Annotated in this window: 32 protein-coding genes; 16 read left to right on the top strand and 16 right to left on the bottom strand. The window is 67.4% G+C overall.

Features of this window, described 5'->3' with window-relative positions:
* Positions 1-11 precede the first annotated feature (11 nt).
* The 10 genes from CHB69_RS13445 to CHB69_RS13400 all read left to right on the top strand — a co-directional run bounded on the left by CHB69_RS13445 (position 12) and on the right by CHB69_RS13400 (position 7,105).
* Positions 12-614, top strand: a complete 603-nt coding sequence (locus tag CHB69_RS13445) for a flagellar basal body-associated FliL family protein (protein ID WP_089216529.1) — start codon at positions 12-14, stop codon at positions 612-614.
* Complete coding sequence (locus CHB69_RS13440) at positions 614-1,534, top strand: FliM/FliN family flagellar motor switch protein (protein ID WP_089216528.1); 921 nt, start codon at positions 614-616, stop codon at positions 1,532-1,534. The genes CHB69_RS13445 and CHB69_RS13440 overlap by 1 nt, the downstream gene beginning before the upstream one ends.
* Entirely contained in the window at positions 1,527-1,862 is a 336-nt protein-coding gene (fliN, locus tag CHB69_RS13435) for a flagellar motor switch protein FliN (RefSeq protein ID WP_089216527.1), read from the top strand. Before CHB69_RS13440 ends, fliN begins: the two co-directional genes overlap by 8 nt.
* On the top strand, positions 1,862-2,140 hold the full coding sequence (locus tag CHB69_RS13430) for a flagellar biosynthetic protein FliO (protein WP_089216526.1): 279 nt from the start codon (positions 1,862-1,864) through the stop codon (positions 2,138-2,140). The genes fliN and CHB69_RS13430 overlap by 1 nt, the downstream gene beginning before the upstream one ends.
* A 106-nt stretch (positions 2,141-2,246) precedes the next feature.
* A complete protein-coding gene (fliP, locus tag CHB69_RS13425) occupies positions 2,247-3,059 on the top strand; it encodes a flagellar type III secretion system pore protein FliP (RefSeq protein WP_425442428.1) in 813 nt (270 codons plus the stop codon).
* 4 nt (positions 3,060-3,063) lie between these two features.
* Complete coding sequence (locus tag CHB69_RS13420) at positions 3,064-3,333, top strand: flagellar biosynthetic protein FliQ (protein ID WP_089216524.1); 270 nt, start codon at positions 3,064-3,066, stop codon at positions 3,331-3,333.
* A 5-nt stretch (positions 3,334-3,338) separates the two neighbouring features.
* Positions 3,339-4,118, top strand: a complete 780-nt coding sequence (gene fliR / locus CHB69_RS13415) for a flagellar biosynthetic protein FliR (protein WP_089216523.1) — start codon at positions 3,339-3,341, stop codon at positions 4,116-4,118.
* Positions 4,119-4,121: 3 nt separating this feature from the next.
* A complete protein-coding gene (locus CHB69_RS13410) occupies positions 4,122-5,261 on the top strand; it encodes an EscU/YscU/HrcU family type III secretion system export apparatus switch protein (protein WP_089216522.1) in 1,140 nt (379 codons plus the stop codon).
* A gap of 59 nt (positions 5,262-5,320) precedes the next feature.
* Positions 5,321-6,697: a flagellar filament capping protein FliD gene (fliD, locus tag CHB69_RS13405; protein WP_089216521.1), complete on the top strand. Its 1,377-nt coding sequence runs from the start codon at positions 5,321-5,323 to the stop codon at positions 6,695-6,697.
* 12 nt (positions 6,698-6,709) lie between these two features.
* Entirely contained in the window at positions 6,710-7,105 is a 396-nt protein-coding gene (locus tag CHB69_RS13400; RefSeq protein ID WP_089216520.1) for a flagellar export chaperone FliS, read from the top strand.
* A 170-nt stretch (positions 7,106-7,275) separates the two neighbouring features.
* On the opposite strand, the gene CHB69_RS13395 is transcribed toward CHB69_RS13400, so the two are convergent.
* The 14 genes from CHB69_RS13395 to CHB69_RS13330 all read right to left on the bottom strand — a co-directional run bounded on the left by CHB69_RS13395 (position 7,276) and on the right by CHB69_RS13330 (position 18,092).
* A complete protein-coding gene (locus CHB69_RS13395; RefSeq protein WP_245836796.1) occupies positions 7,276-8,337 on the bottom strand; it encodes a sigma-54 interaction domain-containing protein in 1,062 nt (353 codons plus the stop codon).
* Between the two features lie 182 nt (positions 8,338-8,519).
* Positions 8,520-9,386: a flagellar motor protein MotB gene (locus tag CHB69_RS13390; RefSeq protein ID WP_089216518.1), complete on the bottom strand. Its 867-nt coding sequence runs from the start codon at positions 9,384-9,386 to the stop codon at positions 8,520-8,522.
* The gene (gene motA, locus CHB69_RS13385) at positions 9,386-10,249 is read right to left on the bottom strand and encodes a flagellar motor stator protein MotA (RefSeq protein WP_089216517.1); all 864 of its coding nucleotides are present in this window, start codon (positions 10,247-10,249) and stop codon (positions 9,386-9,388) included. The genes CHB69_RS13390 and motA overlap by 1 nt, the downstream gene beginning before the upstream one ends.
* A gap of 90 nt (positions 10,250-10,339) precedes the next feature.
* On the bottom strand, positions 10,340-11,170 hold the full coding sequence (locus CHB69_RS13380) for a flagellin N-terminal helical domain-containing protein (RefSeq protein ID WP_089216516.1): 831 nt from the start codon (positions 11,168-11,170) through the stop codon (positions 10,340-10,342).
* 13 nt (positions 11,171-11,183) lie between these two features.
* On the bottom strand, positions 11,184-12,512 hold the full coding sequence (flgK, locus tag CHB69_RS13375; RefSeq protein WP_089216515.1) for a flagellar hook-associated protein FlgK: 1,329 nt from the start codon (positions 12,510-12,512) through the stop codon (positions 11,184-11,186).
* Positions 12,509-12,841 carry a rod-binding protein gene (locus CHB69_RS13370; RefSeq protein WP_089216514.1) on the bottom strand — a complete coding sequence of 111 codons (333 nt, stop codon included), beginning with the start codon at positions 12,839-12,841 and terminating at the stop codon, positions 12,509-12,511. Before CHB69_RS13370 ends, flgK begins: the two co-directional genes overlap by 4 nt.
* A complete protein-coding gene (locus CHB69_RS13365) occupies positions 12,838-13,950 on the bottom strand; it encodes a flagellar basal body P-ring protein FlgI (RefSeq protein ID WP_425442427.1) in 1,113 nt (370 codons plus the stop codon). Before CHB69_RS13365 ends, CHB69_RS13370 begins: the two co-directional genes overlap by 4 nt.
* Positions 13,951-13,975: 25 nt before the next feature.
* The gene (locus CHB69_RS13360) at positions 13,976-14,635 is read right to left on the bottom strand and encodes a flagellar basal body L-ring protein FlgH (protein ID WP_089216513.1); all 660 of its coding nucleotides are present in this window, start codon (positions 14,633-14,635) and stop codon (positions 13,976-13,978) included.
* On the bottom strand, positions 14,616-15,404 hold the full coding sequence (gene flgG, locus CHB69_RS13355) for a flagellar basal-body rod protein FlgG (RefSeq protein WP_089216512.1): 789 nt from the start codon (positions 15,402-15,404) through the stop codon (positions 14,616-14,618). Before flgG ends, CHB69_RS13360 begins: the two co-directional genes overlap by 20 nt.
* 12 nt (positions 15,405-15,416) lie before the next feature.
* On the bottom strand, positions 15,417-16,160 hold the full coding sequence (locus CHB69_RS13350; RefSeq protein ID WP_089216511.1) for a flagellar basal body rod protein FlgF: 744 nt from the start codon (positions 16,158-16,160) through the stop codon (positions 15,417-15,419).
* 33 nt (positions 16,161-16,193) lie between these two features.
* The gene (locus CHB69_RS13345) at positions 16,194-17,021 is read right to left on the bottom strand and encodes a flagellar hook-basal body complex protein (protein ID WP_089216510.1); all 828 of its coding nucleotides are present in this window, start codon (positions 17,019-17,021) and stop codon (positions 16,194-16,196) included.
* A 5-nt stretch (positions 17,022-17,026) separates the two neighbouring features.
* Entirely contained in the window at positions 17,027-17,344 is a 318-nt protein-coding gene (locus CHB69_RS13340) for a flagellar hook assembly protein FlgD (RefSeq protein ID WP_089216509.1), read from the bottom strand.
* Positions 17,345-17,346: 2 nt separating this feature from the next.
* Positions 17,347-17,757: a flagellar basal body rod protein FlgC gene (gene flgC, locus CHB69_RS13335; RefSeq protein ID WP_089216508.1), complete on the bottom strand. Its 411-nt coding sequence runs from the start codon at positions 17,755-17,757 to the stop codon at positions 17,347-17,349.
* On the bottom strand, positions 17,754-18,092 hold the full coding sequence (locus tag CHB69_RS13330) for a flagellar basal body rod protein FlgB (protein WP_089216507.1): 339 nt from the start codon (positions 18,090-18,092) through the stop codon (positions 17,754-17,756). Before CHB69_RS13330 ends, flgC begins: the two co-directional genes overlap by 4 nt.
* A gap of 278 nt (positions 18,093-18,370) precedes the next feature.
* Between CHB69_RS13330 and CHB69_RS13325 the strand changes: the two genes are divergently transcribed.
* The 6 genes from CHB69_RS13325 to CHB69_RS13300 all read left to right on the top strand — a co-directional run bounded on the left by CHB69_RS13325 (position 18,371) and on the right by CHB69_RS13300 (position 23,611).
* Positions 18,371-18,877, top strand: a complete 507-nt coding sequence (locus CHB69_RS13325) for a flagella basal body P-ring formation protein FlgA (RefSeq protein WP_089216506.1) — start codon at positions 18,371-18,373, stop codon at positions 18,875-18,877.
* 363 nt (positions 18,878-19,240) lie between these two features.
* A complete protein-coding gene (locus CHB69_RS13320; RefSeq protein WP_089216505.1) occupies positions 19,241-19,546 on the top strand; it encodes a flagellar biosynthesis anti-sigma factor FlgM in 306 nt (101 codons plus the stop codon).
* Positions 19,543-19,848 (top strand): hypothetical protein, encoded by a 306-nt coding sequence (locus CHB69_RS13315; protein WP_089216504.1) that lies wholly within the window; start codon positions 19,543-19,545, stop codon positions 19,846-19,848. The genes CHB69_RS13320 and CHB69_RS13315 overlap by 4 nt, the downstream gene beginning before the upstream one ends.
* A gap of 79 nt (positions 19,849-19,927) precedes the next feature.
* Positions 19,928-20,746, top strand: a complete 819-nt coding sequence (locus tag CHB69_RS13310) for a transglycosylase SLT domain-containing protein (protein WP_089216503.1) — start codon at positions 19,928-19,930, stop codon at positions 20,744-20,746.
* A complete protein-coding gene (flhA, locus tag CHB69_RS13305; RefSeq protein ID WP_089216502.1) occupies positions 20,743-22,869 on the top strand; it encodes a flagellar biosynthesis protein FlhA in 2,127 nt (708 codons plus the stop codon). Before CHB69_RS13310 ends, flhA begins: the two co-directional genes overlap by 4 nt.
* Positions 22,859-23,611 carry a sigma-70 family RNA polymerase sigma factor gene (locus CHB69_RS13300; protein WP_089216662.1) on the top strand — a complete coding sequence of 251 codons (753 nt, stop codon included), beginning with the start codon at positions 22,859-22,861 and terminating at the stop codon, positions 23,609-23,611. Before flhA ends, CHB69_RS13300 begins: the two co-directional genes overlap by 11 nt.
* Before the next feature lie 54 nt (positions 23,612-23,665).
* On the opposite strand, the gene CHB69_RS13295 is transcribed toward CHB69_RS13300, so the two are convergent.
* Both CHB69_RS13295 and CHB69_RS13290 read right to left on the bottom strand, forming a co-directional pair.
* Complete coding sequence (locus CHB69_RS13295) at positions 23,666-24,139, bottom strand: MarR family winged helix-turn-helix transcriptional regulator (protein WP_089216661.1); 474 nt, start codon at positions 24,137-24,139, stop codon at positions 23,666-23,668.
* Positions 24,140-24,165: 26 nt separating this feature from the next.
* Positions 24,166-24,450, bottom strand: coding sequence for a hypothetical protein (locus CHB69_RS13290; RefSeq protein ID WP_245836795.1), 285 nt, complete (start codon positions 24,448-24,450; stop codon positions 24,166-24,168).
* Positions 24,451-24,518 lie beyond the last annotated feature (68 nt).

Genomic DNA, 24,518 nt, shown 5'->3' with positions numbered 1-24,518 from the left:
AGGGTCCGAACATGACCAAGGATAAAGCCGACAGCCCGAAAAAGGGGGGCAAGATGAAAAAGCTGCTGCTGATCGGCGTCGGCGCCGCCGTGCTGATCGGCGCGGGCGCGGGCGCGGGCATCTATATGGGCGGCGGGCTCGCCGCCGCCGAAGCGCCGAAGCCCGAGGATCTCTATCCCAAGCTCGTCCTGCGCGGCGAAAGCGACGCCGCGCCGGCCGGCGAAGGCGAAGAGGCCGCGCCCAAGGTCGGAACCGTGTCGGTTCCGAACGACCGCTACAAGGTCGATCCGCGCAAATATGAAATCACCTATGTGCCGATCGAACAGGCGTTCACGACGAACCTCGCCGACGGGTCGGCCTTCCTGCAGGTGGGGATCAGCCTGTCGACCTATTATGACGGCAAGATGGTCGCGAATATCCAGCGCCAGATGACGCCGATCCGCTCGGCGGTGCTGATGGTGCTCGCCGAACAGGATCCGGCGCTGCTGTCGACGTCGCAGGGCAAGCAGATGCTCCAGCGCCGCCTGACCGCCGCGGTCAATCAGGTGCTGCGCGACAAGGAGGGCTTCGGCGGCGTCGACAATGTCTATTTCACCACCATGGTGATCCAGTAATGGCGCGCACCAGGACGCTTCCCGCCGGCGACGGCGGCAGCGACGGTGACGCCAGGGCGTCGGTGCTGCTGCGCAAGGCCGAGGACGGCTATGCCTTTCCGGCGCTCGACGGCGTCGCCAACCAGTTTGCGCGCACCTTGCGCGACCTGATCCGCGCGCTCGGCGCGCCCACGGTGCAGGTCGAGCGCGGCGCAAGCGAGCGGATGCGCTTTGCCGACTGGTGCGAAGAGGCCGCGCCGGCGATCTACTGGCGCTATCATGCACCGCCGCTCAAGGGTCCGATGCTGCTCGCCGGCGCACGCGCGCTCGTGCTCCAGCTCGTCGACATCTTCTATGGCGGCAAGGGGCAGCTCGCGGGCAGGCGCGAGGAACTGACCGACGCCGAAGACCGCTTCGCGGCGCGCCTTGGCCGCGACATCGGCGCGCAGCTCGCCGCGGCGTGGGCGAGCACGCTGGCGATCGAGCCGCAGCTCGATTGCGTGACCTGCGAGGCGGCCAAGCTGCAGGCGGTGCGCGCCGACGACGAATTGCTCGTCCATCGCTTCACCCTGCGCGGCGGCGTGCTCGACGGGCATATGATCACCTGCGCCTATCCGCTCGCCGCGCTGCGCGGAATCAGCGGCGGCGAGCCCGCCCCCGAACTCGCCGAAACGCCCGAGGTCGACCCGCTGTGGACCGCGACGCTGTCGCGCGCGCTGAAGGATGTGCGCCTGCCCGTCCGTTCGGTGCTCGCGCGTCCCGAGATTCCGCTGACAAAACTTCTCGCTCTGGAGGTCGGCGATATCATTTCGTTAACCATACCGCGTCACGTTCCGATCACCGTTGCCGGCCGCCACTTCGCGTCGGGCAGCATCGGCGAGGCCAATGGGAACGCGGCCATTTTGATTGATTGTATCGAAAGAGGATCGGACGATGAGTGACATCAGCGACGCCCCGAAAGCGGCCCGCGACCGGCGTGACGCCAAGACGATAGCCGCGGCGCCCAATTTCGACCTGCTCGCGGGGGTATCGCTCCGCGTATCGGTCGAGGTCGGATCGACCTCGATGGCGCTGTCCGACCTGCTGAACCTGACCGAAGGCAGCGTGGTCGAACTCGACCGCGCGGCGAACGACCTTCTCGACATCTATGCCAACGGCACGCTGATCGCACGCGGCGAGATCGTCAACGTCGATGGCCGCTATGGCATCCAGGTCGCCGAAGTCGTCGCGCCCGACCGCGCGCTGACCGGCTTCGAGCGGAGGGGTTGATGCTCGAATATATCCTGCGCCTTTTGATCCTGCTGCCGATCGTCGGCGGCATGGCGTGGGGCAGCCTGTGGCTGTGGAAGCGCGTCCAGATGGGCATGCCGATCGCCGGCGGGCAGAAGCAGGGACGTCCGGTCGAGATGGTCGGCGTGCTCCCGCTCGGGCCGGGGACCAAGCTCGCGGTCGTGGAGTTTGCGGGACAGCAGATTTTGCTCTCGGTGTCGCGAAACGGCGTCACGCGCCTCGCAGACAATAGCCAGGGCGATTTCCATGTCGATTGAGGCGAATGGCACGGAACCTGAAATCCTCCACCTCCCCGAGCGCAGCCGAGGGGCTCGTTCGAGCGGAGCGAGAACCCGTGGCGCACAGGCCTCGACTTCGCTCGGCATGGCCCCTCGTCTTCGCTCGGGGATACGGGTAAAGGGCAACGGACTCTCGCCTCGTCCCCACTGGCTGCGCGCCGCCGCGCTTGCCGGCGGCATCGCGCTGCTCGCCGCGGCCCCCGCCGCGCATGCGCAGGCGGCCGACGGGCTGGCGCGCGCGGTGAACGAGATCGGCGGCGACGGACGTCCGCTGTCGCTGTCGCTGCAAATCCTGCTCCTGATGAGCCTGCTGACGGTGCTGCCGTCGCTGCTGTTGATGATGACCAGTTTCACGCGCATCATCATCGTGCTGTCGATCCTGCGCCACGCGCTCGGCCTCCAGCAGACGCCGCCGAACCAGGTGCTCGTCGGCCTCAGCCTCTTTCTCTCGCTGTTCGTGATGCAGCCGGTGATCAGCGAGGTGAACCGCGTCGCCATCACCCCCTATAGCCAGGAACAGATCGACATCGGCGAAGCCGTCGTGCGCTCCGGCACCTCGGTGCATGGCTTCATGATGGCGCAGACGCGCAAGACCGACCTGATGATGTTCGCCAAGATCGCCAAGGCGCCCGATTATGCGAGCCCGCGGGACGTGCCCTTCTCGATCCTGCTCCCCGCCTTCGTCACCAGCGAGCTCAAGACCGCCTTCCAGATCGGCTTCCTCATTTTCCTGCCCTTCCTCGTCATAGACCTGATCGTCGCCTCGGCGCTGATGTCGCTCGGCATGATGATGCTGTCGCCGACGGTCATTTCGATGCCCTTCAAGCTGTTGCTCTTCGTCCTCGTCGACGGCTGGGCGCTGACGATGGGCTCGCTCGCTTCTTCTTTCGGGACCTAGCGAGATGGAGGCGGACTATTTCATCGGAGTCGCGCAGCAGGCGCTGTGGATTCTCGCGCTCGCCGCGGCGCCGATCCTGATTCCGGTGCTCGTCGTCGGCGTGCTGCTCGGCATGGTGCAGGCGGCGACGTCGATCAACGAACAGACGCTGAGCTTCGTGCCCAAGCTGATCGTCACCGCGATCTGCCTCGCGATCTTCGGCGGCAGCATCCTGGTGCTGCTCACCGACTTCACGCGCGACCTCTATGCGCAGATCCCGGCGCTCGTGCATTAGAGCCGATGAATCCAGCCGACATCCCCAATGTGGAAGCGATGCTCCAGCTGTGGATGCTGGCGATGATCCGCCCCGGCGCCGCCTTCCTCGCCGCGCCGGTGTTCGGCGCCGCCAATGTGCCGGTGCAGCTCCGCCTCGTCATAGCGCTCGCGGTCGGGGTGCCCGCGGTCGCGGCGTCGGGGATGACGCTGCCCGCCGACGGGATCGTGTCGTGGCCCGGCTTCATTCTGGTGATCGGCGAAGTCGTCGTCGGCCTCGCGATCGGCTTCGTGCTCCAGATGGGGCTTGCCGCGGCCCTGCTCGCGGGCGAGGCGATCAGCAATGCGATGGGGCTCGGCTTCGCGTCGATGATCGACCCGCTGAGCGGCACCGCGAGCAGCGCGATCGGCCAGTTCCTCTCGATGCTCGCGACCGCGCTCTTCCTCGCCGCCGACGGGCATCTCGTCCTCATCGACATCATCGTCGACAGCTATAGCGCGCTGCCGCCCGGCAATGCCTTTCCCTCTTTCGGCGCGATCGCCGGCATCTTGCGCTTCGGCAGCCTGATGTTCGCCGCGGGGCTGACGATCGCGCTCCCCGTCGGCTTCGTGCTGATCCTCGTCCAGATGATCATGGGCGTGATCGGCCGCTCGGCGCCCGCGATGAACCTGTTTGCGGTCGGCCTGCCCGCGACGCTGCTCGCGGGCGTCGTGCTGCTCGGCATCGCGACGCCGGTGATGGCCGAAACGCTCGCGCGCATCCTGTCCGACGCGCTCGACATGGCGCGGCTCGTCGCGGCGGGCTGAGCGATGGCGGGCGAGACCGAAAAGGACCAGAAAACCGAACAGCCGACGCCCAAGAAGCGCGCCGATTCGGCGCGCGAGGGCGACGTGCTGATGTCGCGCGAACTCGCGACCGCGCTGATGATGCTCGCGGGCGCCGGCTGGCTGCTCGCCGCGGGCGGCTGGCTGGTCGAGGCGGCGGGCGAACTGGTCAAGCACGGGCTGACGCTGAGCGCCGACGACGTCGCGCATTTCGCGCCGGGCGAAGCGCTGATGCGGGGTGGCACCGGCGTGCTGCTGCCGCTCGCGAGCCTGTTCGCGCTCGCGCTCGTCGCAAGTTTCGCGGGGCCGGCGATGCTCGGCTCGCTCGGCTGGCGCGGCAAGGCGCTCGCCTTCAAGGGCAACCGGATCAATCCGGGCACGGGGCTCAAGCGCATCTTCGGGGTTCAGGGCGTCATCGAGCTCGGCAAGTCGATCGCCAAGGTGCTGCTGCTCGGCGGCATCGGCTATTGGCTCGTAGCCAAGAGCCTGCCCGCCTTCATGATGATGGCGTCGACCGATCTGAACGCCGCGATCGGGCTCGCCGGGCGCGCGGTCGGACACGCGATGCTCGCGCTCGCCGGGGGGCTGGTCATCATCGCGCTGATCGACGTCCCCGCGCAATGGTATCAGCGCAATAAGCGGCTGATGATGAGCAAGCAGGAAGTGAAGGAGGAGATGCGCCAGTCCGACGGCGCCCCCGAACTCAAGCAGGCGCAGCGTCAGCGCGCGCACGAGATTTTGAGCGGATCGGCGCGCAAGGCGGTGTCGGAGGCGACGGTGGTACTTACCAACCCGACGCACTTCTCGGTCGCGCTGCGCTATCGCCCCGGGGTCGATGCCGCACCCGTCGTCGTCGCGCGCGGCCGCGGTGACGTCGCGCTGTCGATCCGCGAGCTGGCGCGCGGTGCTGGCGTGCCGATGCTCGAATATCCGCAGCTCACCCGCGCGATCTATTTCACTGCGCGCGCCGGGCGGACGATCCCCGAGGAGCTGTTCGTCGCGGTGGCGACCGTGCTCGCCTTCGTCTTCCAGCTCGAACGCGCCGCCGCCGAAGGCCGCGCGCAGCCCGCCGTCGACGTCCCGCCGACGCACCGCTTCGACCCCGAAGGGCGGCGGCAGAAATAGCGCGCGGTCGGCTTAATCCTGCCCGCGGCCCGCCGTTAACAAGGGCGAAGGATGGTGCCATGGTCAGCTCAATCGCCAACAGCCTCGGCTTCGGGTCGGGAATCGATACGGTCCAGATCGTCACCGACCTGGCCAATGCGTCGCGCCAGCCGAAGATCGACCGGATGACGACGCTGACGCAGCAGAATCAGGCGCGGATCAGCGCCGTCGCGCAGGCGCGTTCCGACCTCGAAGGCTTCGCCGATTCGCTGAGCCAGATGGTCGAGGACGGCACGCTGCGCAGCACGCCGACCGTTTCGGACGAGAGTGTGCTGACGGCGACCGCCCGCGCGGGGCTGCAGGCCGACAGCTTCGCCGCGACGATCGAGGTCACGCAGCTCGCGCGCGCGCAGACCGCCTATTCGGGCATTGTCGCCGACCGCGAGGCGGCGATCGGCCAGGGAACGATGACGCTGAACGTCGGTGGCACCGATTATACGATCACCATCGACGCGACCAACGACAGCCTCAACGGCCTTGCCGACGCGATCAATGCGAGCGACAGCGGCGTCACCGCGTCGGTCATCGCCGACCAGGGCGGCTATCGCCTGATCGTCAAGGGCCAGACCGGCGAGGCGAACGGCTTCACCCTCGCCGCCGACGCCGGCGCCGATCCGGGGCTTGCGGCCTTCACCTATGGCAGCGGCGGCAGCATGACGCTGGGTCAGGCGGCGACCGACGCCAAATTCACGATCGACGGCGTCGCCTTCAGCCGCGCGACCAACATCGTCGACGACGTCGTCCCCGGCATGTCGCTGACGCTGAAGAAGGCGGCGCCCGGCCAGCCGGTCGACATCGGCGCGAGCCGGCCGCTCGACATGATCCGTCAGACGGTGACCGATTTCGTCGCGGTCTATAACCAGCTCAAGGAAAGCCTGTCGTCGGCGTCGAGCCTGTCGGGTTCGACGATGTCGCTGCGCCAGCTCGAATCGACGCTTTCGGGCCTTGTCGGCACGGTGCTGACGAGCGATCCCAATATCAACAAGCTGACCGACATCGGCATCTATACGACCAAGGACGGCGTGCTCGCGGTCGATAGCGACAAGCTCGAAGCGGCGCTCGCCGCCGACGCCGGCGCGGTCGAGGCACTGTTCAACCCGCGCCGCGACGCGACGCATAGCGAAGCGACCGACCCCGGCATCGCCTTCACGCTCGACGCGATCCGCGACGCCGCGGTCGCGACCGACGGCATCCTCACCCGCGTCGAGGAATCGCTCGACGCGAAGAGCGAGGCGCTCGCCGAGCAACTCGAAAAGATCGAGGAGCGCGAGGAAAGCTATCGCGCGCGGCTCGAAAAACAGTTCGGCGGCCTCGACGCCAAGCTCGCGGCCTTCAAGGCGACGCAATCCTATCTCGAGCAGCAGATCGAGATCTGGAACAACCAGTACAAGAATTAAGGGTTTTCCGCGATGCCGCCGACCGCCTCGACCGTCCGGGCCACGGGCCTCTATCGCCGTCTGCAGCACGAAAGCCGTGCCGCCGCCGCCGACCCCGTCGAACTCGTCCAGATGCTCTACGACGAACTCGAAATCGCGGTCGGCGTGCTCATTTCGATGGTGAACCAGGGCCAGCGCGTCTCGGCGACCGACCCCGCGCACCGCGCCCGCTCTATCCTCATCGGACTCGACGTCGGGCTCGATCGCGACGCGGGCGGCGACGTCGCCGGTTCGCTGTCGCGCGTCTATCGCAGTATGCGCCGCAAGCTCGACGATTCGGTCGCCGCGAACAGCGCCGAGGGCTTTGCCGAGCTGCTCGCCGGCGTCCAGACGATCAGCGCCGCGTGGAAAAAGATCCGCGAGGGATGAATTGATGGGCGATTGGCCCTCCCGCCGATTCCGGTTCGGCACCGGTCGCCCCGAAACACCGGAAAGTCGCACCCGGCCGCCCTAGGTGGGGACGGGCGGCCGGGTGACTTGAAAGGGGTGGACCAGTACCCCTTTTTTCAGCGGGGCTGAACTTTCAGGCAGCGCCGCGGTCAGGCGGCCTGCTGCTGCTGCACGCCATATTTGCGCATCTTCTCGATCAGCGTCGTGCGCTTGAGCGAGAGGAGGCGGGCGGCTTCGGAAATGATGCCGTCGGCAAGGTCGAGCGCGACGTGGATCTGTTCGAGCTCGATCGTCTCGATCTCGCGCTTGAGGTCGATCGGACGGCCCGGCGCGGGCGACTTGCGCGGCGCGACGGGAACGGTCTCGGAGGCGTCGGGCACAGCGACGGGGCCGGTCGCGACCGCAAGGCGCGGCATCGCGGCGGTCGGGTTGAGCAGCATCGCGACGTCGCCCGACCCCAGCGTCTCGCCGCCGTGGAGAACGCTGGCGCGCTCGACGAAATTCCTGAGCTCGCGGACGTTGCCCGGCCAGTTGTGCCGCATCAGCAGCGCAAGCGCGGCTTCGTCGAAGCGGCATTTGGCGTCGGCGGGCATGTTACGCTGAAAATGGCGGATGAGCGCGGGGATGTCCTCGACGCGATTGGCGAGGCTGGGAACCTGGAGCACGACCACGCCGAGGCGGAAGAACAGGTCTTCGCGGAATTTGCCGTCGGCGATCGCAGCGCCAAGATCCTGATGCGTCGCCGAGATGACGCGCACATCGACCTTGCGCATCTCGCTGCTGCCGACGCGGACGATCGTCCGGTCTTCGAGCACGCGGAGCAGCTTGACCTGCATGTCGAAACGCATGTCGCCGATTTCGTCGAGAAAGATGGTGCCGCCGTCGCTTGCCTCGAAATGGCCGATGCGGCGGGCGGTGGCGCCGGTGAACGAGCCTTTTTCATGGCCGAAGAGCTCGGATTCGATCAGCTCGCCCGGGATGGCGCCGCAATTGATCGCAGAGAAGGTCTTGCCGGCGCGCACGCCTTCGTCGTGGATGGCGCGGGCGACAAGTTCCTTGCCCGAACCCGACGGTCCGCAGAGCATGACCGAAGCGTTCGAACGCGCCACGCGGCGGATCATGTCGCGCAGATGCTGCGCGGCGGCGCTGTGGCCGATGATCAGCGTTTCGAGCGCGGCCTGGTCGCCGCGGGCTTGCCTACCCTCAGTCATTGTCATCTCCACTGCGCCCCACCCAGTGGCGCCCCCTTCGATGACTTCGGATATTGGTCATATTGGTAAACAAGCGCTTTACGCTGCGGCCCTAACCCTTTCAAAACAAAGGATTATAGCCACAATGGAAGTAATTGCGGCGGAACTGCGTGGCGCGCTTCCGATATAGTGCCAGTTTGGCGCTAATTCCCCGGACCCGCACCCCAGCCGAGCGTCACCGAGATGCGCCGGTTGCGCGGGTCGAGCCGATTCGAGGGGACATAGGGTTCGCGATCGGCGACCCCTTCGATTCGCGCGAAGCGATCGGACGCGATCCCGCGGAAGACGAGATATTGCCGCGACACCTCGGCGCGTTCGACCGACAGCCGCCAATTGTTCATCCCCGTCTTCGCCGACCAGGGCGCGGCGTCGGTGTGGCCGCGGATCATCAGCTCGTTGGGCAGCCCCGCGACGACCTTCGCCAGTTCGCCGAGGATACGCGAGGCTTCGGGGGTGAGCTGGCTGGTGCCGAGCACGAACATCGAGAAATCGGCATCGTCGACGATGTCGATGCGCAGTCCCTCGCGCGTTTCGGTGAAGCGGATGTTGCGCGCGAGCCGGCGCAGCTCGGCCTTTTCCTCGATCGCGCGCATCAGCGACTGCGCGACCTGCTGGAACTGCGCGCGGGCGCTGGCGCGCGCGCCTGCGGTCGCTTCGCGCGGGCCGCCGGCGGCGTCGCGCGGGATCGTCATCGCCTTGGTTCCGGTCTGCCCGGCTTCGTGCGGATATTTGTCGACCGACACGAGCGATTCGCCGCCGAACAGCCCGTTCGACCCCGCCGTATCCTGTTTCGCCTGCACGATCGTCGGCGCGAAATAGTCGGCGAGCGCCTTGCGCTGCTTTTCTGTCGTTGCGCCGAGCAGCCACATCAGCAGGAAGAATGCCATCATCGCGGTCACGAAGTCGGCATAGGCGACCTTCCACGCGCCGCCGTGATGCGCCGCATGGCCCGCCTCGACCACTTTCTTGACGATGATCGGGCGCAGCGGAGTATTCGGGCGCGCAGCCATCAGCGGCCTCGCATTCCGTCGAAGACCTCGGCAAAGCTAGGCTGGTTGCCATGGTCGACGCCCGAGCGCGCCGCCTCGATCACCAGCGGCTGCGGATGGCCGTGGAGCGAGGCGATGATCAGCTGCTTCACCGTATGATAGATGGCGGCGTCGCTTTCGATCACGGTGCGCGCGCGCGTCGCGAACGGGCCGACGAGGCCATAGGCGAGGAGCACGCCCAAAAAGGTGCCGACGAGCGCCGAACCGATCATCGCGCCGAGGATCTCGGGCGGCTTGTCGATCGAGCCCATCGTTTTCACGACGCCGAGCACCGCGGCGACGATGCCGAGCGCGGGCAGCGCGTCGGCCAGGCTCTGCAAGCCGTCGGCGGGCTTGATCGCATGGTGGTGATGGTTCTTCACCGCATTGTCCATCACCTCCTCGACCGCGTGCGGATCGAGCGTCCCCGACGAGACGACGACGAGGCGCAGCGTGTCGCAGATCAGATGGACGAGCGTCTGATCCTTGAGCAGCTTCGGATATTGCTGGAAGATCGGCGAGTTCGCGGGATCCTCGATATGCGGTTCGACCGCGACCGGGCCTTCGGTGCGCATCATCTTCATCAGCGTCGAGACGAGCAGGATGACGTCGAGATAGTCGTCCTTCTTGTACGTCGGCCCCTTGAACACCTTGCCCATGCCGCCCGCGAGCGCCTTCAGGTCCTTGCCCGAATTGCCGATGATCAGCGACCCCACCGCGGCGCCGCCGATGATCAGCATTTCATGCGGCAGGGCGTGGAGGACGGGCTCGAGATTCCCGCCGGTGAACGCGAAACCCCCGAAAACCAGCAGGATCAAGACGACGATGCCGATGACGGGAAACATGCGCAGTCAACTCCAATCGGGACCTGTCGAGTCCCGGCAAACAAGGGGGTCTGGATGATTAACGGCAGCGGCCGCGAGATATTGAGCGCGTCAGCCCAAAATATCGAAAAGCGTCTGGCGATTGATCCGCGCAAAGGCCGCCTGCGCCGCTTCGAGCGTCAGATTGGTCGCGTTGAGCTGCGCGATCGCCACCGTCAGATCGGTATCCTCGACCGCCGAACGCTCGTCGGTGAGCGTGATGCCGCGGCTCGCAAGGCTGTCGCCGATGCGTTCGAGCCGGGCACCCGACAGGCCGAGCGCGGCATTCTGATCGGCGACATGCGCGATTCCCTCGGCCAGCGCGGTGAGCGAAGCGCCCATCGCCGCCGTGTCGTTCGCGCCGACCGCTGTGGCGGCGTCGCGCAGCATCGTCGACAGGCTGTTGCCGCCCACGAGGAAGGCGTCGGCCGCCGAAGGCACCGGCGCGAAGCTGACGTCGGCGTCGAAGCGCACCACCTTCGGATCGGCGGCAGCGAACAGCGGCTCGCCGTTCGTGTCGCGCGTCGCGGCGAGCGCGTCGATCTCGTCGGCGATCGCGCCGAGTTCGGCGGCGATCACCGCGCGGTCGTCGGCGTTCAGCGAAGCACTCGCAGCCGACAGGGTCAGCTCGCGCGCGCGCGCCATCAAAGCGGAGGTCGATTTGAGCACCCCGTCGGCCTGCGAGACGAGCGCGGCGGCCGCATCGACATTCTTCTGCCACGTCGCCATGCTCGCCTGCGCCTTGCCGATCGTCGCGACGCGGCGCGCGCCGACGACGTCGTCCGATGCGCGCTGGAGGCGCGTGCCGCTCGAAATCTGGATCTGCAACTCGTTGATCCGGTCGGCGAGGCTGGACTGGCGCGCGATCTCGCGCGTCATGCGATTGCCGGTGGCGTTGATCATCCTGACTGTCCTTTTAGACCGAGTTCAGCAGCGTCTGCATCGTCTCGCGCGCGACCTGGATCGTGCGCGCCGCGGCCGAATAGGCCTGCTGGAAGCGCAAGAGCTCGCCCGCTTCCTTGTCGAGATCAATCTCGCTGACGCCCGAGCGCGCCGCGGTTGCGGCGTCGGCGCGCGTCGTCGCGGCGGCATCCTGCGCGCGCGCCGAGGCGGTCGCCTGCGCCTGTTCGGCGACATGGCCTGCCCACAGCGATTCGGGATCATTGGCGCCGCGCAGCGCGCCGAAGGCGAGCATATTGCCGTTGCTCGTCGCCCCGTCGGCGACCGCGACCTGATCGGGGGTCAGGGCCGCGGCGGTGAACGTCGCGGCGCTCGTGCCCGTGAACAGCGCCGCGCCCGGATTGCCCGCGGCGTCGAAACCCGCCTGATGCGCGGCGTTGAGTTGCGCGGCGAAATCCTGTGCCAGCGTGTCGAGCGCGGCGCGCTCGTCGGCGACATGGTTCGCGGCTTCGGAAAGCCCCGCGAGCGATCCGGTTCCGGTGGCGAAGGCGCCGCCGCCGTCGACCGTGTAGGACAGCCGGCCGTCGGCGGCGGTCGTCACCGAAATCGGATGAACCTCGCCGCCGCCGACGAGCAGGTCGCCGCTTCCCGACGCGCGCACCGTCGCGGCGCCGCGGTCGTCGAGCGCGATGTCGATCCCGCCCTGCGCCGACAGCTCGTCGAGCAGCCGGTCGCGCTCGTCGAGCAAGGTCGCCTCGCCGGTCGAGCCGGGGCGCGCCTTGCGCAGCCCGATATTGATCGCCTCGAGCGCGTCGAGGTTCGAATTGAAAGCGGCAACCTCGCTCGTCGCCGCGCCCGAAATGCCGTCGGCCATGTCGGAAAGCTGCCCCGCGGCGGCGCGGAAACCCGAGGCGACGTCGTCGGCGGCCTGGAGGAACTGGCTGCGCAGCGTCCGGTTCGCGGGATCGGCGGTGAGCTGGTCGGCGGTGGTGAACAGCTGGGTCAGCCCGGTGGCGATGCCGTTGCTCTCGTCGCTGAGCGCGCTTTCGACGCGGCTCATCCAGTCGAGCTTCGCCGAGGCGCGCTCGGCATCGCCCGACGAGATGCGCGCGTCGGCGATCAGCCATTGGTCGACCGAGCGGCTGATGCCATTGATGTCGACCCCGCCGGGGTTGATGTTCGCGCGCACGAAGGGGGTGTCGCCCGCCGACTGCGCGCCCTTCAATTGCAGGGTGCGGCGCGCATAGCCCGCCGACTGCGCATTGGCGATATTGTCGCCGATCGTCGCGAGCGCCGCCGAATAGGCGCGCAGGCCGCTGGCGCCGATGGAAAGGAGGTCGCTCACTGGAGGGCTCCGCTCGCGGCGGCGGCGCGGCCGCGGAACTGCGCCTCGACCATCGCGGCGATGCCGAATTGACGCATCGCAGCGATCGAATCGGCGGTGCGCGCGTCGGCCATTTCGCGGAAATTGTCGGTCGCGCTCGATCCGAAGATGTCGTCGCCGAGCTTCGCCTGGCGCATCGACGCCATCAACTGGCGCAGGATCACCGCCTCGAAGGCTTCGGCGGCCTTGCCGAGCCCGCCGTCGTCGCCGCCGCCGGCACCGCCGAGCCGCGGGGTGGCGGCTGCGGGAACGCCGGGGCGGACCGGCTGCGAAATCAGGGTCGTCGTCATATGATCACCAGTTCGGCTGTGAGCGCGCCCGCCTGGGACAACGCCTCTAGGATTGCGACGAGATCGCCCGGCGGCACGCCCATGCGGTTGATCGCATCGACGAGCTCCGAAAGCGAAGCGGTGGGTTTCATCAGGAAGGCGGGGCGATATTCCTCGCTCGCCTCGATATCGCTCGATGGCTCGATCGCGGTCTGGCCGCGGCTGAACGGCGCGGGCTGCACGACCGTCGGCGATTCCTTGATCGACACGGTGAGCTTGCCCTGCGTCACTGCGGCAGTGCCGACGCGCACCGCGCCGTTGATGACGACCGTGCCGGTGCGCGCATTGACGATGACCTTCGCGGGCGGCTCGGCGCGCACGACGTCGAGATTCTCGACCATCGAGACAAGGCGCATACGGTCGTCGCCGGTGCCCCCGGTGCGGATCGCGATGCTCGCGCCGTCGACCATCGTCGCCGCGCCCGGACCGAGCGCGCCGTTGATCGCGTCGGTGACGCGCTTCGCATTGGTCGCGTCGAACTGGTGGAGGTTGAAGAGCAGATGGTCGCCATAGGCGAAGCCGGTATCGACCGCGCGCTCGACCGAGGCGCCGTTGGCGATGCGGCCGCTCGACGGCACATTGACCGTCAGCTTCGATCCGTCGGCGGCATCGACCCCGAGCCCGCCGATGACGAGATTGCCCTGCGCCATCGCATAAATCTGTCCGTCGGCGCCATAGAGCGGCGCGAGGACGAGCGTGCCGCCGCGCAGGCTCTTCGCCTTGCCGATCGCCGACACGGTGACGTCGAGGCGCTGGCCGGGCTTGGCAAAGGGCGGCAGTTCGGCGGTGATCATCACCGCTGCGGCGTTCTTGAGCGCGGGATTGACGCCCGGCGGCAGGGTCAGCCCGAAGCGCGACACCGCGCCCTTCATGCCGAGCGTCGAATAGTCGAGGCTGTCGTCGCCGGTGCCCGCGAGCCCGACGACGATGCCATAGCCGGTGAGCTGGTTCGAGCGCATGCCCTGGAACTGCCCCATGTCCTTGATCCGCGCGGCCGAGGCAGGCGACGCGCAGCCGAGGCAGACGGCGAGCAGGGCGAGAAGAGCGGGGAAGAAGGGATGCCGGGTCACAGGGTCGGTCCTTGCTGGGTCAGCGTCAGAAGGGGCTGATGATGTTGAAGAAGCGCTGCAACCAGCCCTGCCGGCTGGCGCGGGCGATCTCGCCCTTGCCGACGTAGCGGATATTGGCGTCGGCAACGCGCGTCGAGGGGACGCGGTTGTCGGGGCCGATGTCGATCGCGCGCACGATGCCCGAAATCTGCAGCCGTTCGTCGCCGCGGTTGAGGGTGACCAGTTTCTCGCCCTTCACCAGCATCGTGCCGTTCGGATAGACTTCGGCGATCGTCACGCTGATTTCGCCCGCGAGCTGGTTCGACTGCGACGCCTGGCCCTTGCCCGAAAATTCATTGCCGCCGCTCATCCCGATGTCGCTGGGGCTGAAGAAGGAAAGCGGACCCGTGCTCGGCGGCGTCAGGCCGAGGCTGCCGCCCCGCTCGGTCGCCGCGGCATTGCTCTTGGACGCGATCGTGCGCTCGACGAGCTGGATGGTGACGATGTCGCCGACGCGCCCGGCGCGCCCGCCCGAGGTGAGCGGGACATAGCCGCCCTGAAAGATCGAACCGTTCGCGGGCGTCGCCGCCGGCGCTGCCGGAGCGGTCGGTGCGAAGGCGTCGTCGGGCACGTCGTCCTTCGCCGCCGCCGCAGCGGGTGCCAGCACGGCGGCGACGAGCAGGAGTTCAGAGAGTCTGCGTCGCATTTTTCATCATTTCGTCGCTGGCCTGGATCATCTTCGAATTGACCTCATAAGCGCGCTGCGTCTCGATCATGTCGACGAGCTCCTCGACGACGTTGACGTTCGATCCTTCGAGCATCCCGCCGCGAAGCGAGCCGCGGCCTTCCTCGCCCGCGGCGCCGACCTGCGGCGTGCCCGAGGCGGTGGTTTCGACGAGCATATTGTCGCCGATCGCCTGCAGCCCCGAGGGGTTGGCGAAGCGCGCGATCTCGATCCGGCCGAGTTCGACCGCATCGGCCTGCCCCGGCACGCTCGCCGAGACGGTGCCATCGCTGCCGACCGACAGGCCGGTCGCATCCTCGGGAACCTGGATCTGCGGGATCAGCGGCTTGCCGTCCGACGTGACGATCGTGCCGTCCTCGGCGCGCTCGAAATTGCCCGCGCGCGTATAGCCGGTGCGCCCGTCGGGAAGCTCGACCTGAAAGAAGCCCGCGCCGTCGATCGCCATGTCGAGCGCATTGCCCGTCGCCGCGAACGTCCCCTGCGTGTCGATGCGCGACGTGCCCGCAAGCTGGACGCCGGTGCCGAGGTTGAGCCCCGTCGCATAGCGGTTGTCGGCCGCGGCCGTCGCGCCCGGCTGGGTCATCATCTGGTACGACAGCGTTTCGAAATTGGCGCGGTCGCGCTTGAAGCCCGTGGTGTTCACATTGGCGAGGTTGTTCGCGATCACCTGCATCTTGAAGCTCTGGGCATCAAGGCCGGTCCGCGCGACGTGCAGGGCACCGATGGTCATGTCTGTCTCTCCTTAACGGGGCAGCTGCATCAGATTCGCGGTCGCGCTGTCCATTTCGCGCGCGTCGCTGATCAGCTTGAGTTGCGAATCCCACGCCTTGCTCGCCTCGATCATCTCGACGAGCGCGGTGGTCGCGGTGACGTTCGATCCTTCGAGCGAACGGGTGACGATCCGGGCTTCGGGGTCGTCGGGAAGGATGCCGCCATTGTTGACGCGGAACAGGCCGTCGAGCCCCTTCACGACATCGGAGCCCGCGGGGCTTGCGAGGCGGAGGCGGTCGACCTGCTGCGGATTTTCCGGATCGCCGCCGGTGGGCACGATCCATATCCCGCCCTGATCGTCGATCCGGATCGCGTCGGCGGGCGGGATGGTGACCGGCCCCTGCGTGCCCTGGACGGGGCTGCCGTCGCCGGTGGTGAGCAGGCCCGAGGCCGAGAGCATCAGGTCGCCGCGCCGCGTATAGGCCTCTTCGCCGTTCGGCGCCTGGACGACGAGCAGCGCATCGCCCTGCATCGCGATGTCGAGGTCGCGTCCGGTCGCGGTGATCGTGCCATGATGCATGTCGGCGCCGACGACTTCCTCGGACGCGACCGCGCGCCCACCGACCCCGCTGCCCTGAAGCCACAGCGACTGCGCCTCGGCGATTTCGCCGCGGAAACCCGGCGTATTGACGTTCGCGAGATTGTTCGCGATCGCCGTCTGCCGGGCCTGACTGCCCCGCATCGCGGTAAGGCTGGTATAGATGACGCGGTCCATGGCTGGGCTCCGGGCTGGCGGCGATTACGCCGGTCAGTTCATGTTGATGACGGTCTGGGTCAGCGTCGATGCACCCTCGATCGCCTTGGCATTGGCCTGGAAGTTGCGCTGGGCCGCGATCAGCAGCACCAGTTCCTCGGTGATGTCGACGTTCGAGCGTTCGAGCGCGCCCGAGCGCACCGCGCCCATCGCGCCGCTGCCCGGCGAATCGATCACCGGGGCGCCGCTTTCGCCGGTCGACTGCCAGTGCGCGTCGCCGACCGGGCGCAGCCCCTCGGTCGCCGGGAAAGACGCCATCGCGATCTTGCCGAGCTTTTCGGTCGAGCCGTCGGCGAAGGTCGCGCTGACCAGCCCGTCGATGCCGACCGAGACGTTGACGAGGTCGGCATCGGGATTGGTCGACGAAACCTTCGGAAGGACGAGATCATAGGCGCCGCCGAGGCTCGCGTCGGTGACATTGCCGTCGGTATCGACCGGCAGCAGCTGCAGCGTCGATCCGGTGGTGTCGACGACGGTGCCGTCTTCGAGCGGGGTGAAGGCGCCATTGCGCGAATAGGTGACCGCATTGGTGGGCGGCGCACCCTTCACGACGAAAAAGCCTTCACCGACGATCGCCATGTCGAGCGTCTTCTCGCTCGTTTCATACGATCCTTGCGTGAACTGCTGGGTAATGCCGTTGAGGCGCTGCCCCTGCCCCGCGATCGTCTTCGTCGACTGGCTCGGCGACGACGCGAAGATGTCGCCGAACTGTGCGGCGCTGCGCTTGAAGCCGATCGAACCCGCGTTCGCGATGTTGTTCGAGATGACCGACATGTCGGTCTGGGCGCCCTTGAGGCCCGAAAGCGAGGTATAGAATGACATGCGACTTATCCTTCCTGGGTGGCTTCGGTTGCCGGCGTCGCCGGCGTGTCGGTGGCGGCGCGGATCTGTTCGAGCAGCGCCGTCTGTGCGGTGAGTTGCTCGGAGATCTGCGTGAGCGTCTTGTTGGTTTCGCTGACCCCGGCGAGGCTGGAGAATTGCGCCATCTGGGCGACCATCTCGCTGTTATCGACCGGATTGAACGGGTCCTGCTGCGACAGCTGCGCCGTCATCAGCCGCAGGAAGTCGCTCTGGCCGAGTTGCGGCGTGCTGAGCGTGGTCGTCTGCGCCGACGAGCCGGTGCCGCTTATCGAATCGATCGCCATGACTATTGTCCCAACCGCAGGGTTTCGTTGATCAGGCCCTTTGCGGTGTCGAGGACCTGGACATTGTTCTGATATTGGCGCGCGGTCTCGACCATCTCGACCAGCTCGGCGGCGCTGTCGACCGCGGCTTCCCAGACGTTCCCGTCGGCATCGGCGAGCGGATTGTCGGGGTCGTAGCGCTTCGTGGGCGCCATCTTGCTGCTCGTCACCTGGTCGACCGCGACGGTCGCACGGCCCGCGCCGTCCATCACCGTGCGGAACACCGGCTTCATCGAGCGATAGGCCTCGCCCTCGCTGCCCGCGACGGTCCCCGCATTGGCGAGGTTCGACGCGGTGGTGTTCAGGCGGACGAGCTGCGCCGACATGGCGCGCCCGCTGATGTCGAAGATCGAAAGACCCGCGGCCATCGTCATTCGCCCTTCAGCGCGCGCGTCAGCGTGCCGATGCGGCCCTGCAGAAAAGCAAGGCTGGAGCGATAGGCGAGCGCATTTTCGGCAAAGGCGGTCTGCTCGGTCGCCATTTCGACGGTATTGCCGTCGAGCGACGATTGCACCGGCACGCGATATTCGATCGCGCCGTCGGTCGACGTGCCCTGCTGCGCGAGGTCGAGCGCTTTCGCAAAGTCGAGGTCGCGCGCCTTGTAATTCGGCGTGGCGGCATTGGCGATGTTCGAGGCGAGCATCATCATGCGCTGGCTGCGCAGCTGGAGCGCCGTCGCGTGCAGGCCGAAGAGCTTTTCGGAAGCCATCTGTCCATTCCTCCTGTCGATGCGGCCCGTCCGGCGGGGGCCGGGACCGGGCGCGCGATCATCCGCAAGGATTGATGCAATGCGCGTGCCAAATGCCGATTTCCCTTGATTTGCAGCATGTTCTGCCCGGCATTCCTGCGCGGCGGATCGAGCGGCAGGGCGCGACGTCAAAAGATTGACGTGGACAGCGCGGACATTGACGAAACCGGCGCCGGACGCCGCTTGGCACGCATCCTGCACCCCTGCCCGCAACCGTTCGACCGATGAGGAGATGGGCGATGCCCCGCATATGTCTCGCCGCGCTTGCCGCCTTCGCCGTCGCCGTGCCCGGAGCACGGGCGCAGCAGGCGATTCAGGACTGGGATGCGATCGACGCGCTGACCCAGACCGTCGCGGGGGCGATGGGCCGCACCGCGGCGCCGATCGACCGGCGCATCAAGCTGCAGCGCTGCCCCGAACAGGCGGCGATCACCGCGATCGACAGCCAGACGCTCGCGGTGCGCTGCGCCTCGCTCGGCTGGCGCGTGCGCGTGCCGATGACCGGCGGCGCGGGCGCGGCCCCCGGTTTCGTCGCGGCGACCAATGCCCCGCCCGCCGCACCGGTGATCCGCCGCGGCGATGCGGTTCGCGTCTCGTTCGAAACCGCGACCTTCGCGGTCTCCTACAGCGCCGTCGCATCCGAAGACGGCCGCGTCGGCGACACGATCGCGCTGCGCGGCGAGGGCAACCGCAACTCGCTGAGCGCCGTCGTCACCGGCCCCGGCCGCGCCAGCGTCGCGGAGTAAGGTTCGGGGCAGGCGGTTATCTCCGTTGCGCCCGCATTCCCGATTTCGTCATTGCGAGCGAAGCGAAGCAATCCAGAGTGTGCGTAAACCGCTCTGGATTGCTTCGCTTCGCTCGCAATGACGGGATAGCGGATACGAAAGGGGGATAAGCGCCCGGCGGCTGACGCGACAAAGCGCGTTGTGAACCCCACTTCCGCCATTTTTGGCGAAGGATTCTCCTTCGGCTGCCATCGTCGATTTTCCGACGCCTTTTCGGCTTTTTAATTTTTTCCCAACATCGCTTAATCGACCGGCACCCGCGCCGTTAAACCTCATTCGAAGGCGCCGTCGATTTTCCGACGGCCCGCTTTTTGGAGGCGCGCGATGTCTGGAGACAGCAAGATCGGACCGCAGGTGGGGGGCGTGCTGCGCCCGATCGCACTGCGCAAGATCGGCGCCGGATCGGCCGCCGCCACGAGCGGTGCGGCACCCGTGCCGGCCGCTGCCGAGCCCGTGCCCGCCGCGCGCCTGGTCGGATTGACCCAGGCGCTCGCCGACCAGCCCGCGCCGGTCGACATGGCGCGCGTCGCCAGCCTGCGCAGCGCGATCGTCGGCGGCAGCTATAGCGTCGACGTCGGCGCGACCGCCGGCGCGATGCTGGCTTTCTATCGCGGGACCCCCGGCGCATGATCGCCGAGATGGACGCAATGCAGACGCGGCTCGACGCGCTCGTCGACGCGCTCGACGGACAGGACCCGGGCGCGATCGTCGCGGCATCCGAAGCGCTCGCGACCGCGGTGATACTGTTCCAGAGCGCCGACATCCCCGCGGGCAGCGAAATGCGCGCGCGCCTGCTCGTCACGCAGACGCTCAAGCAGCTCGAAGCCGCCGCGATCCGGGTCAACATCCTGAAAGACTGGACACGTCAGAGGATTGACAGAAACCACGCCTTGCGCGGCACCGCACCGCGCGGTGCGGCCCTAAGCTACTGATAATTATATAGAGAATGCCATTTTTCTGAAAATGGCACGATGATTGCTGGTGGTTTCGCGAAAGGACGCGGAACCCCAGATGACACCGATCGACCCTCGACTGACCCAGGCCGGCCTCGCCGTTCCCGTAAGGGATGCGGTGCAGTCGGCGTCGGCGCGCACGGGGATTGATTTCGACTATCTGGTCGACGTCGCGCGCGTCGAGAGCCGCTTCAACCCGACCGCGCAGGCGCCGACCTCTTCGGCGCGCGGCCTCTATCAATTCACCCGGCAGACCTGGCTCGCGACACTCGACCGCCACGGCGCGAGCCACGGGCTCGGCTGGGCCGCCGACGCGATCGGCCGCGACGCCAGCGGACGGCTGTCGGTCGCCGACCCGGCGCTGCGCGAGCGCATCCTCGCGCTGCGCGACGATCCCGCCGCATCGTCGGCGATGGCCGCCGCGCTCACCGCCGACAATCGCGCCGAGCTTGAAAGCCGCTTCGGCCGGCCGATGGAATCGGTCGACCTCTATCTCGCCCATTTCCTCGGCGCCGCCGGCGCGACGCGCTTTCTCTCCGGGCTCGAGGCGAATCCCGACCAGCCGGGCGCAACGATGCTGCCCGAAGCGGCGGCGGCCAATCGCCCGATCTTCTATGCCGGCGACGGCAGTATGCGCAGCCTGTCGGAGATTCGCGCGCTCTTCGCCGCCAAGCTCGCGGAGGGCGGCGGTCCCCAGGATTTCACCCCGGCTCGCGCAACCCGCTGGCACGTCCAGTCGGGCAGCATCGCGAGCGCCGCCGGCGGCAGCCGCCCGCCGCTTCAGATGATGGACATTCAACCCATGCCCAAGACGCTGTCGACGGACTTCGCCGCGAGCGCCTATCGCCGCCTCGCCGCGATGGGAGGCGACGCATGAGCGCCGCCGCCTTCGACCCCGCAAAGGCCGGCCGCGTCGCCGCGACCGCCGCGCTCCCCGCAGGAATGCTCGTCCTTGTCGCGCTGATGGTGATCCCGGTTTCGCCGACGATCCTCGACATCAGCTTCATCGCGAATATCATGATCAGCCTTGCGATCCTGATGGTCGCGCTGTCCGCATCGAAGCCGCTCGACTTCTCGGCCTTTCCGACGGTGCTGCTGCTCGCGACCCTGCTCCGCCTCGCGCTCAACGTCGCCTCGACGCGCGTCGTTCTCGTCCATGGGCACGAGGGCACGCACGCGGCGGGCCATGTCATCGAAGCCTTTGGCCAGGTGCTGATCGGCGGCGACTATATCGTCGGCCTGTTCGTGTTCGGCGTGCTGCTGATCATAAACCTCGTCGTGATCACCAAGGGCGCGGGGCGCGTCTCCGAAGTGTCGGCGCGCTTCACCCTCGACGCGCTGCCCGGCAAGCAGATGGCGATCGACGCCGACTTGGGCGCCGGGCTGCTCTCGCCCGAGGAAGCGAAGGCGCGCCGTCAGGAGGTCGCAACCGAAGCCGATTTCTACGGCTCGATGGACGGCGCCTCGAAATTCGTGAAGGGCGACGCGGTCGCGGGCCTGCTCATCCTGTTCGTCAATATCGTCGGCGGCCTGATCCTCGGCATGGCGAACCATGGCCTCAGCTTTTCCGAAGCCGGCGGCACCTATGTGACGCTGGCGATCGGCGACGCGCTCGTCGCGCAGATCCCCGCGCTGCTGCTGTCGATCGCCGCCGCCGCGATCGTCACCCGCGTCGCCTCGCCCTTCGACCTGTCGGGCCAGATCGGCAGCCAGTTCTCCTCGCCGCATGTGTGGATGGCGGTGGGCGGCATATTGTTCGTCCTCGGGCTCGTCCCGGCGATGCCGCAGATGCTGATCCTGCCCGCCTCCGCGCTCGCCTTTGCGATGGGCTGGCAGATGAAGCGCGCCGCCGACAATGCGGCGGCCGCGCCCGAAGCCGCCGAGCCCGCCGCCGACCCGCACCATATCGCCTGGGCCGACGTCAGCGAGGCGAGCGCGTGCCAGCTCGAGGTCGGCTATGCACTGGTGTCGATGGTCGACGAGCGCAAGGGCGCGCCGCTGATGGGCCGCATCACCGGCATTCGCAAGCAATTGTCGAAGGAACTGGGCTTCGTCATCCCGGCGGTGAAGGTCGCCGACGACCTCTCGCTGCCCGGCAACGCCTATCGCATCTCGGTCGCCGGCGTGATCGTCGGCGAGGACGAGGTCTATCCGAACGAGATGCTCGCGCTCGATTCGGGCGATCTGGTGACCAAGGTGACCGGCCGCCCGTGCAAGGATCCGACCTTCGGGCTCGACGCGCTGTGGATTCCGAAGGCTTCGCAGAATGACGCGATCGCGGCGGGCTATACCGTCGTCGATCCCGCCACGGTGGTTGCGACGCACCTCAACAACAGCATCATCGCCTCTGCCTCCGAGCTGTTCGGGCTCGACGACGCGCAGGCGCTGATCGACCATCTGAAGCAGCATTATCCGCAGCTTGCGGCGAACCTCAGCCCGCAGGGTTATGCGCTGCCGCGCGTCGCCGCGCTGTGCAAGGCGCTGCTCGAAGAACGCGTGCCGCTGCGCGATTTCCGCAAGATCGCCGAGGCGATGGTCGCGCTCACCGGCCAGCAGCTCGGCGACATCGAGCTCGTCGAGGCGGTGCGCCAGCGCATCGGGGCGCTGATCGTTCAGACGATCGTGCCGAGCCGGATGCCGCTGCCCGTTGTCACCTTCAGCCCCGAGATCGAGATGCTGCTCAACCAGGCGGTGCGCGCCAATCCCGGTGCCGAATGGCCGTTCGAGCATGGCATGGCGATGAAGATCGTCGAACAGATCGGCGAGGCGGTCGAGCCGCTGCTGCTCCAGACGCGCAGCTTCGCGCTCGTCGCCTCGCCGCTGTGCCGCTCGCCGCTGTCGCGGCTGGTGCGCGCGACCTTCCCCGACGTCGCGGTGATTTCCTACCTCGAGATCCCGCCGACCAAGGCGACCGAAATCGTCGCGACGATCGGCGCCGAACCCGCGCGCCTGACCGCCGCTGCCGCCGACCAGATGAAGGATGAACCGCATGAGAGCTGAGCGGGCCGAACAATTCGGCGCGGGCCTTTCCGCGCCGCACCCCGCGCCGCGCCATTTCTATGGCGAGAGCGTCGAGGCGCTGGTCGACGAATATGCGCCGCTGGTGCGCAAGATCGCGTGGCAGGTGTTTTCGCGCGTGTCGCGCACGAGCGAGCTCGACGATCTGATCCAGACCGGGCTGATCGCGCTGATCGAGGCGAGCCGCCACTATGAGGAGCGCGGCTATGCCTTCGCCACCTATGCCTCGACGCGCATCCGCGGCGCGATGATCGACCAGTTGCGGCGCGAAGCCGATGTCGGGCGCTCGGCGATGATCGCGGGCAAGCGCATCCAGTCGGTGCGCGCCGCGCTCGAACAGCATCTGATGCGCGCGCCGACGAGCGCCGAGATGGCGGCGGCGTTCGAGATGAGCGCCGAGGAATATCATGCGCTCGAAAAGAGCGCGACGCACGGCCGCTCGACCTCGCTCGACGAGATGCTCGACGCCGGCACCTTCCTCGTCGCCGACGACGCGGGCAGCGCCGACGCGGCGTGCGAGCAGGCCGACATGCTGAAAGCGCTCGAAGCCTGTGTGTCGCGGCTCCCCGAACGCGAGCAGCTCGTCCTCCAGCTTTATTTCTTCGAGGAACTCAACCTGCAGGAGATCGGGCTGACGCTCGACGTCAGCGCGGCACGGGTGTGCCAGATCAAGCGCGATGCGATGGCGCGGATCGAGGCGATGATGCGCGGCATGACCGAATAGCAGGCGGCGGCCGGAACCGGGACACCCGCGCCCCGGGCGCCCCGGCGGCAAAGGTCACGCAGCGCGGCGGCGCCGGTCGTCCCACGCGCGACCGACCTTTTCGAAATAGCTTTCCATCTGCTCCGTCCCCGCGTCGGTCAGGTGGACGAGCGAACGCCGGCGATCCTTTTCGTCGATCATCCGCACGAGCAACCCCTGTTGCTCGAGCGCCGCGATCATGCGCAGCCCCGACGACAGCGGAACCCCGGCGCCGGTCGCAAGGTCGCTGGCGCTCAACTGGCGGCCGTGGATTCGCGCAAGCATCAGGTCGAGCATCATGTCCCAGCTCGGCCCCGACAGCTGCGCCGTGCCGAAATGGCTTCGGCGCATGCGTCGCATCTGGATGCCGAAGGTGATCTGGTCGACCAGCGTCACCGGCCGCTCGTCGGCGCCCGGCACCGCCTCTTCGCCGCGTCCGCCCAGCATATTCTGTATCTGGTCGATCCGCGACTTGATGTCGGCAATATCTTGATTCGTGAACTGCTGCATTTGGTGACCCTCGCGCGCGACCCGCATCACGCCCTGGCGTCACTCCTTCGACCGCTCGATCCCGATGCGTATAAAATGACAAACAGGATCGGATAGGAAATATACATGGAGAGCAGCGCATAGGGCCGCGCCAATATCTCGACGAACATCAACTTCTGCAGATGGCCGAAAATCGCGATCAACTGCCAGCCCGTGATCCAATAGGGCCAGAAGCGGCGCGTCTTCAGCGCGATCAGCCAGAAGCTGGCGAGCGCGATCAGGTCGATCGCGAAGATATTGACCTCAGAGTCTGATTCAAAATTATCGTTCATAATTTCATAGCCTTGCGATGCGGCGAGTGAAGAGTTGTATCGAGGCGACGAAGAGCCATGCGGTTGCC

The sequence above is a fragment of the Sphingopyxis indica genome, from assembly GCF_900188185.1.
GTDB classification, from domain to species: domain Bacteria; phylum Pseudomonadota; class Alphaproteobacteria; order Sphingomonadales; family Sphingomonadaceae; genus Sphingopyxis; species Sphingopyxis indica.
Note: the sequence above shows the minus strand (reverse complement) of the source record. Positions and strands in the feature narration are given on the sequence as shown.

Excerpts from the sequence above, each read along its gene's own strand:
- CHB69_RS13445 (WP_089216529.1), top strand. The coding sequence starts at position 12 with ATGACCAAGGATAAAGCCGACAGCCCGAAAAAGGGGGGCAAGATGAAA.
- CHB69_RS13440 (WP_089216528.1), top strand. The coding sequence starts at position 614 with ATGGCGCGCACCAGGACGCTTCCCGCCGGCGACGGCGGCAGCGACGGT.
- fliN (WP_089216527.1), top strand. The coding sequence starts at position 1,527 with ATGAGTGACATCAGCGACGCCCCGAAAGCGGCCCGCGACCGGCGTGAC.
- CHB69_RS13430 (WP_089216526.1), top strand. The coding sequence starts at position 1,862 with ATGCTCGAATATATCCTGCGCCTTTTGATCCTGCTGCCGATCGTCGGC.
- fliP (WP_425442428.1), top strand. The coding sequence starts at position 2,247 with ATGGCCCCTCGTCTTCGCTCGGGGATACGGGTAAAGGGCAACGGACTC.
- CHB69_RS13420 (WP_089216524.1), top strand. The coding sequence starts at position 3,064 with ATGGAGGCGGACTATTTCATCGGAGTCGCGCAGCAGGCGCTGTGGATT.
- fliR (WP_089216523.1), top strand. The coding sequence starts at position 3,339 with ATGAATCCAGCCGACATCCCCAATGTGGAAGCGATGCTCCAGCTGTGG.
- CHB69_RS13410 (WP_089216522.1), top strand. The coding sequence starts at position 4,122 with ATGGCGGGCGAGACCGAAAAGGACCAGAAAACCGAACAGCCGACGCCC.
- fliD (WP_089216521.1), top strand. The coding sequence starts at position 5,321 with ATGGTCAGCTCAATCGCCAACAGCCTCGGCTTCGGGTCGGGAATCGAT.
- CHB69_RS13400 (WP_089216520.1), top strand. The coding sequence starts at position 6,710 with ATGCCGCCGACCGCCTCGACCGTCCGGGCCACGGGCCTCTATCGCCGT.
- CHB69_RS13395 (WP_245836796.1), bottom strand. The coding sequence starts at position 8,337 with ATGACTGAGGGTAGGCAAGCCCGCGGCGACCAGGCCGCGCTCGAAACG.
- CHB69_RS13390 (WP_089216518.1), bottom strand. The coding sequence starts at position 9,386 with ATGGCTGCGCGCCCGAATACTCCGCTGCGCCCGATCATCGTCAAGAAA.
- motA (WP_089216517.1), bottom strand. The coding sequence starts at position 10,249 with ATGTTTCCCGTCATCGGCATCGTCGTCTTGATCCTGCTGGTTTTCGGG.
- CHB69_RS13380 (WP_089216516.1), bottom strand. The coding sequence starts at position 11,170 with ATGATCAACGCCACCGGCAATCGCATGACGCGCGAGATCGCGCGCCAG.
- CHB69_RS13370 (WP_089216514.1), bottom strand. The coding sequence starts at position 12,841 with ATGACGACGACCCTGATTTCGCAGCCGGTCCGCCCCGGCGTTCCCGCA.
- CHB69_RS13360 (WP_089216513.1), bottom strand. The coding sequence starts at position 14,635 with ATGCGACGCAGACTCTCTGAACTCCTGCTCGTCGCCGCCGTGCTGGCA.
- flgG (WP_089216512.1), bottom strand. The coding sequence starts at position 15,404 with ATGACCATCGGTGCCCTGCACGTCGCGCGGACCGGCCTTGATGCCCAG.
- CHB69_RS13350 (WP_089216511.1), bottom strand. The coding sequence starts at position 16,160 with ATGGACCGCGTCATCTATACCAGCCTTACCGCGATGCGGGGCAGTCAG.
- CHB69_RS13345 (WP_089216510.1), bottom strand. The coding sequence starts at position 17,021 with ATGTCATTCTATACCTCGCTTTCGGGCCTCAAGGGCGCCCAGACCGAC.
- CHB69_RS13340 (WP_089216509.1), bottom strand. The coding sequence starts at position 17,344 with ATGGCGATCGATTCGATAAGCGGCACCGGCTCGTCGGCGCAGACGACC.
- flgC (WP_089216508.1), bottom strand. The coding sequence starts at position 17,757 with ATGACGATGGCCGCGGGTCTTTCGATCTTCGACATCAGCGGGCGCGCC.
- CHB69_RS13330 (WP_089216507.1), bottom strand. The coding sequence starts at position 18,092 with ATGGCTTCCGAAAAGCTCTTCGGCCTGCACGCGACGGCGCTCCAGCTG.
- CHB69_RS13325 (WP_089216506.1), top strand. The coding sequence starts at position 18,371 with ATGCCCCGCATATGTCTCGCCGCGCTTGCCGCCTTCGCCGTCGCCGTG.
- CHB69_RS13320 (WP_089216505.1), top strand. The coding sequence starts at position 19,241 with ATGTCTGGAGACAGCAAGATCGGACCGCAGGTGGGGGGCGTGCTGCGC.
- CHB69_RS13315 (WP_089216504.1), top strand. The coding sequence starts at position 19,543 with ATGATCGCCGAGATGGACGCAATGCAGACGCGGCTCGACGCGCTCGTC.
- CHB69_RS13310 (WP_089216503.1), top strand. The coding sequence starts at position 19,928 with ATGACACCGATCGACCCTCGACTGACCCAGGCCGGCCTCGCCGTTCCC.
- flhA (WP_089216502.1), top strand. The coding sequence starts at position 20,743 with ATGAGCGCCGCCGCCTTCGACCCCGCAAAGGCCGGCCGCGTCGCCGCG.
- CHB69_RS13300 (WP_089216662.1), top strand. The coding sequence starts at position 22,859 with ATGAGAGCTGAGCGGGCCGAACAATTCGGCGCGGGCCTTTCCGCGCCG.
- CHB69_RS13295 (WP_089216661.1), bottom strand. The coding sequence starts at position 24,139 with ATGCAGCAGTTCACGAATCAAGATATTGCCGACATCAAGTCGCGGATC.
- CHB69_RS13290 (WP_245836795.1), bottom strand. The coding sequence starts at position 24,450 with ATGAACGATAATTTTGAATCAGACTCTGAGGTCAATATCTTCGCGATC.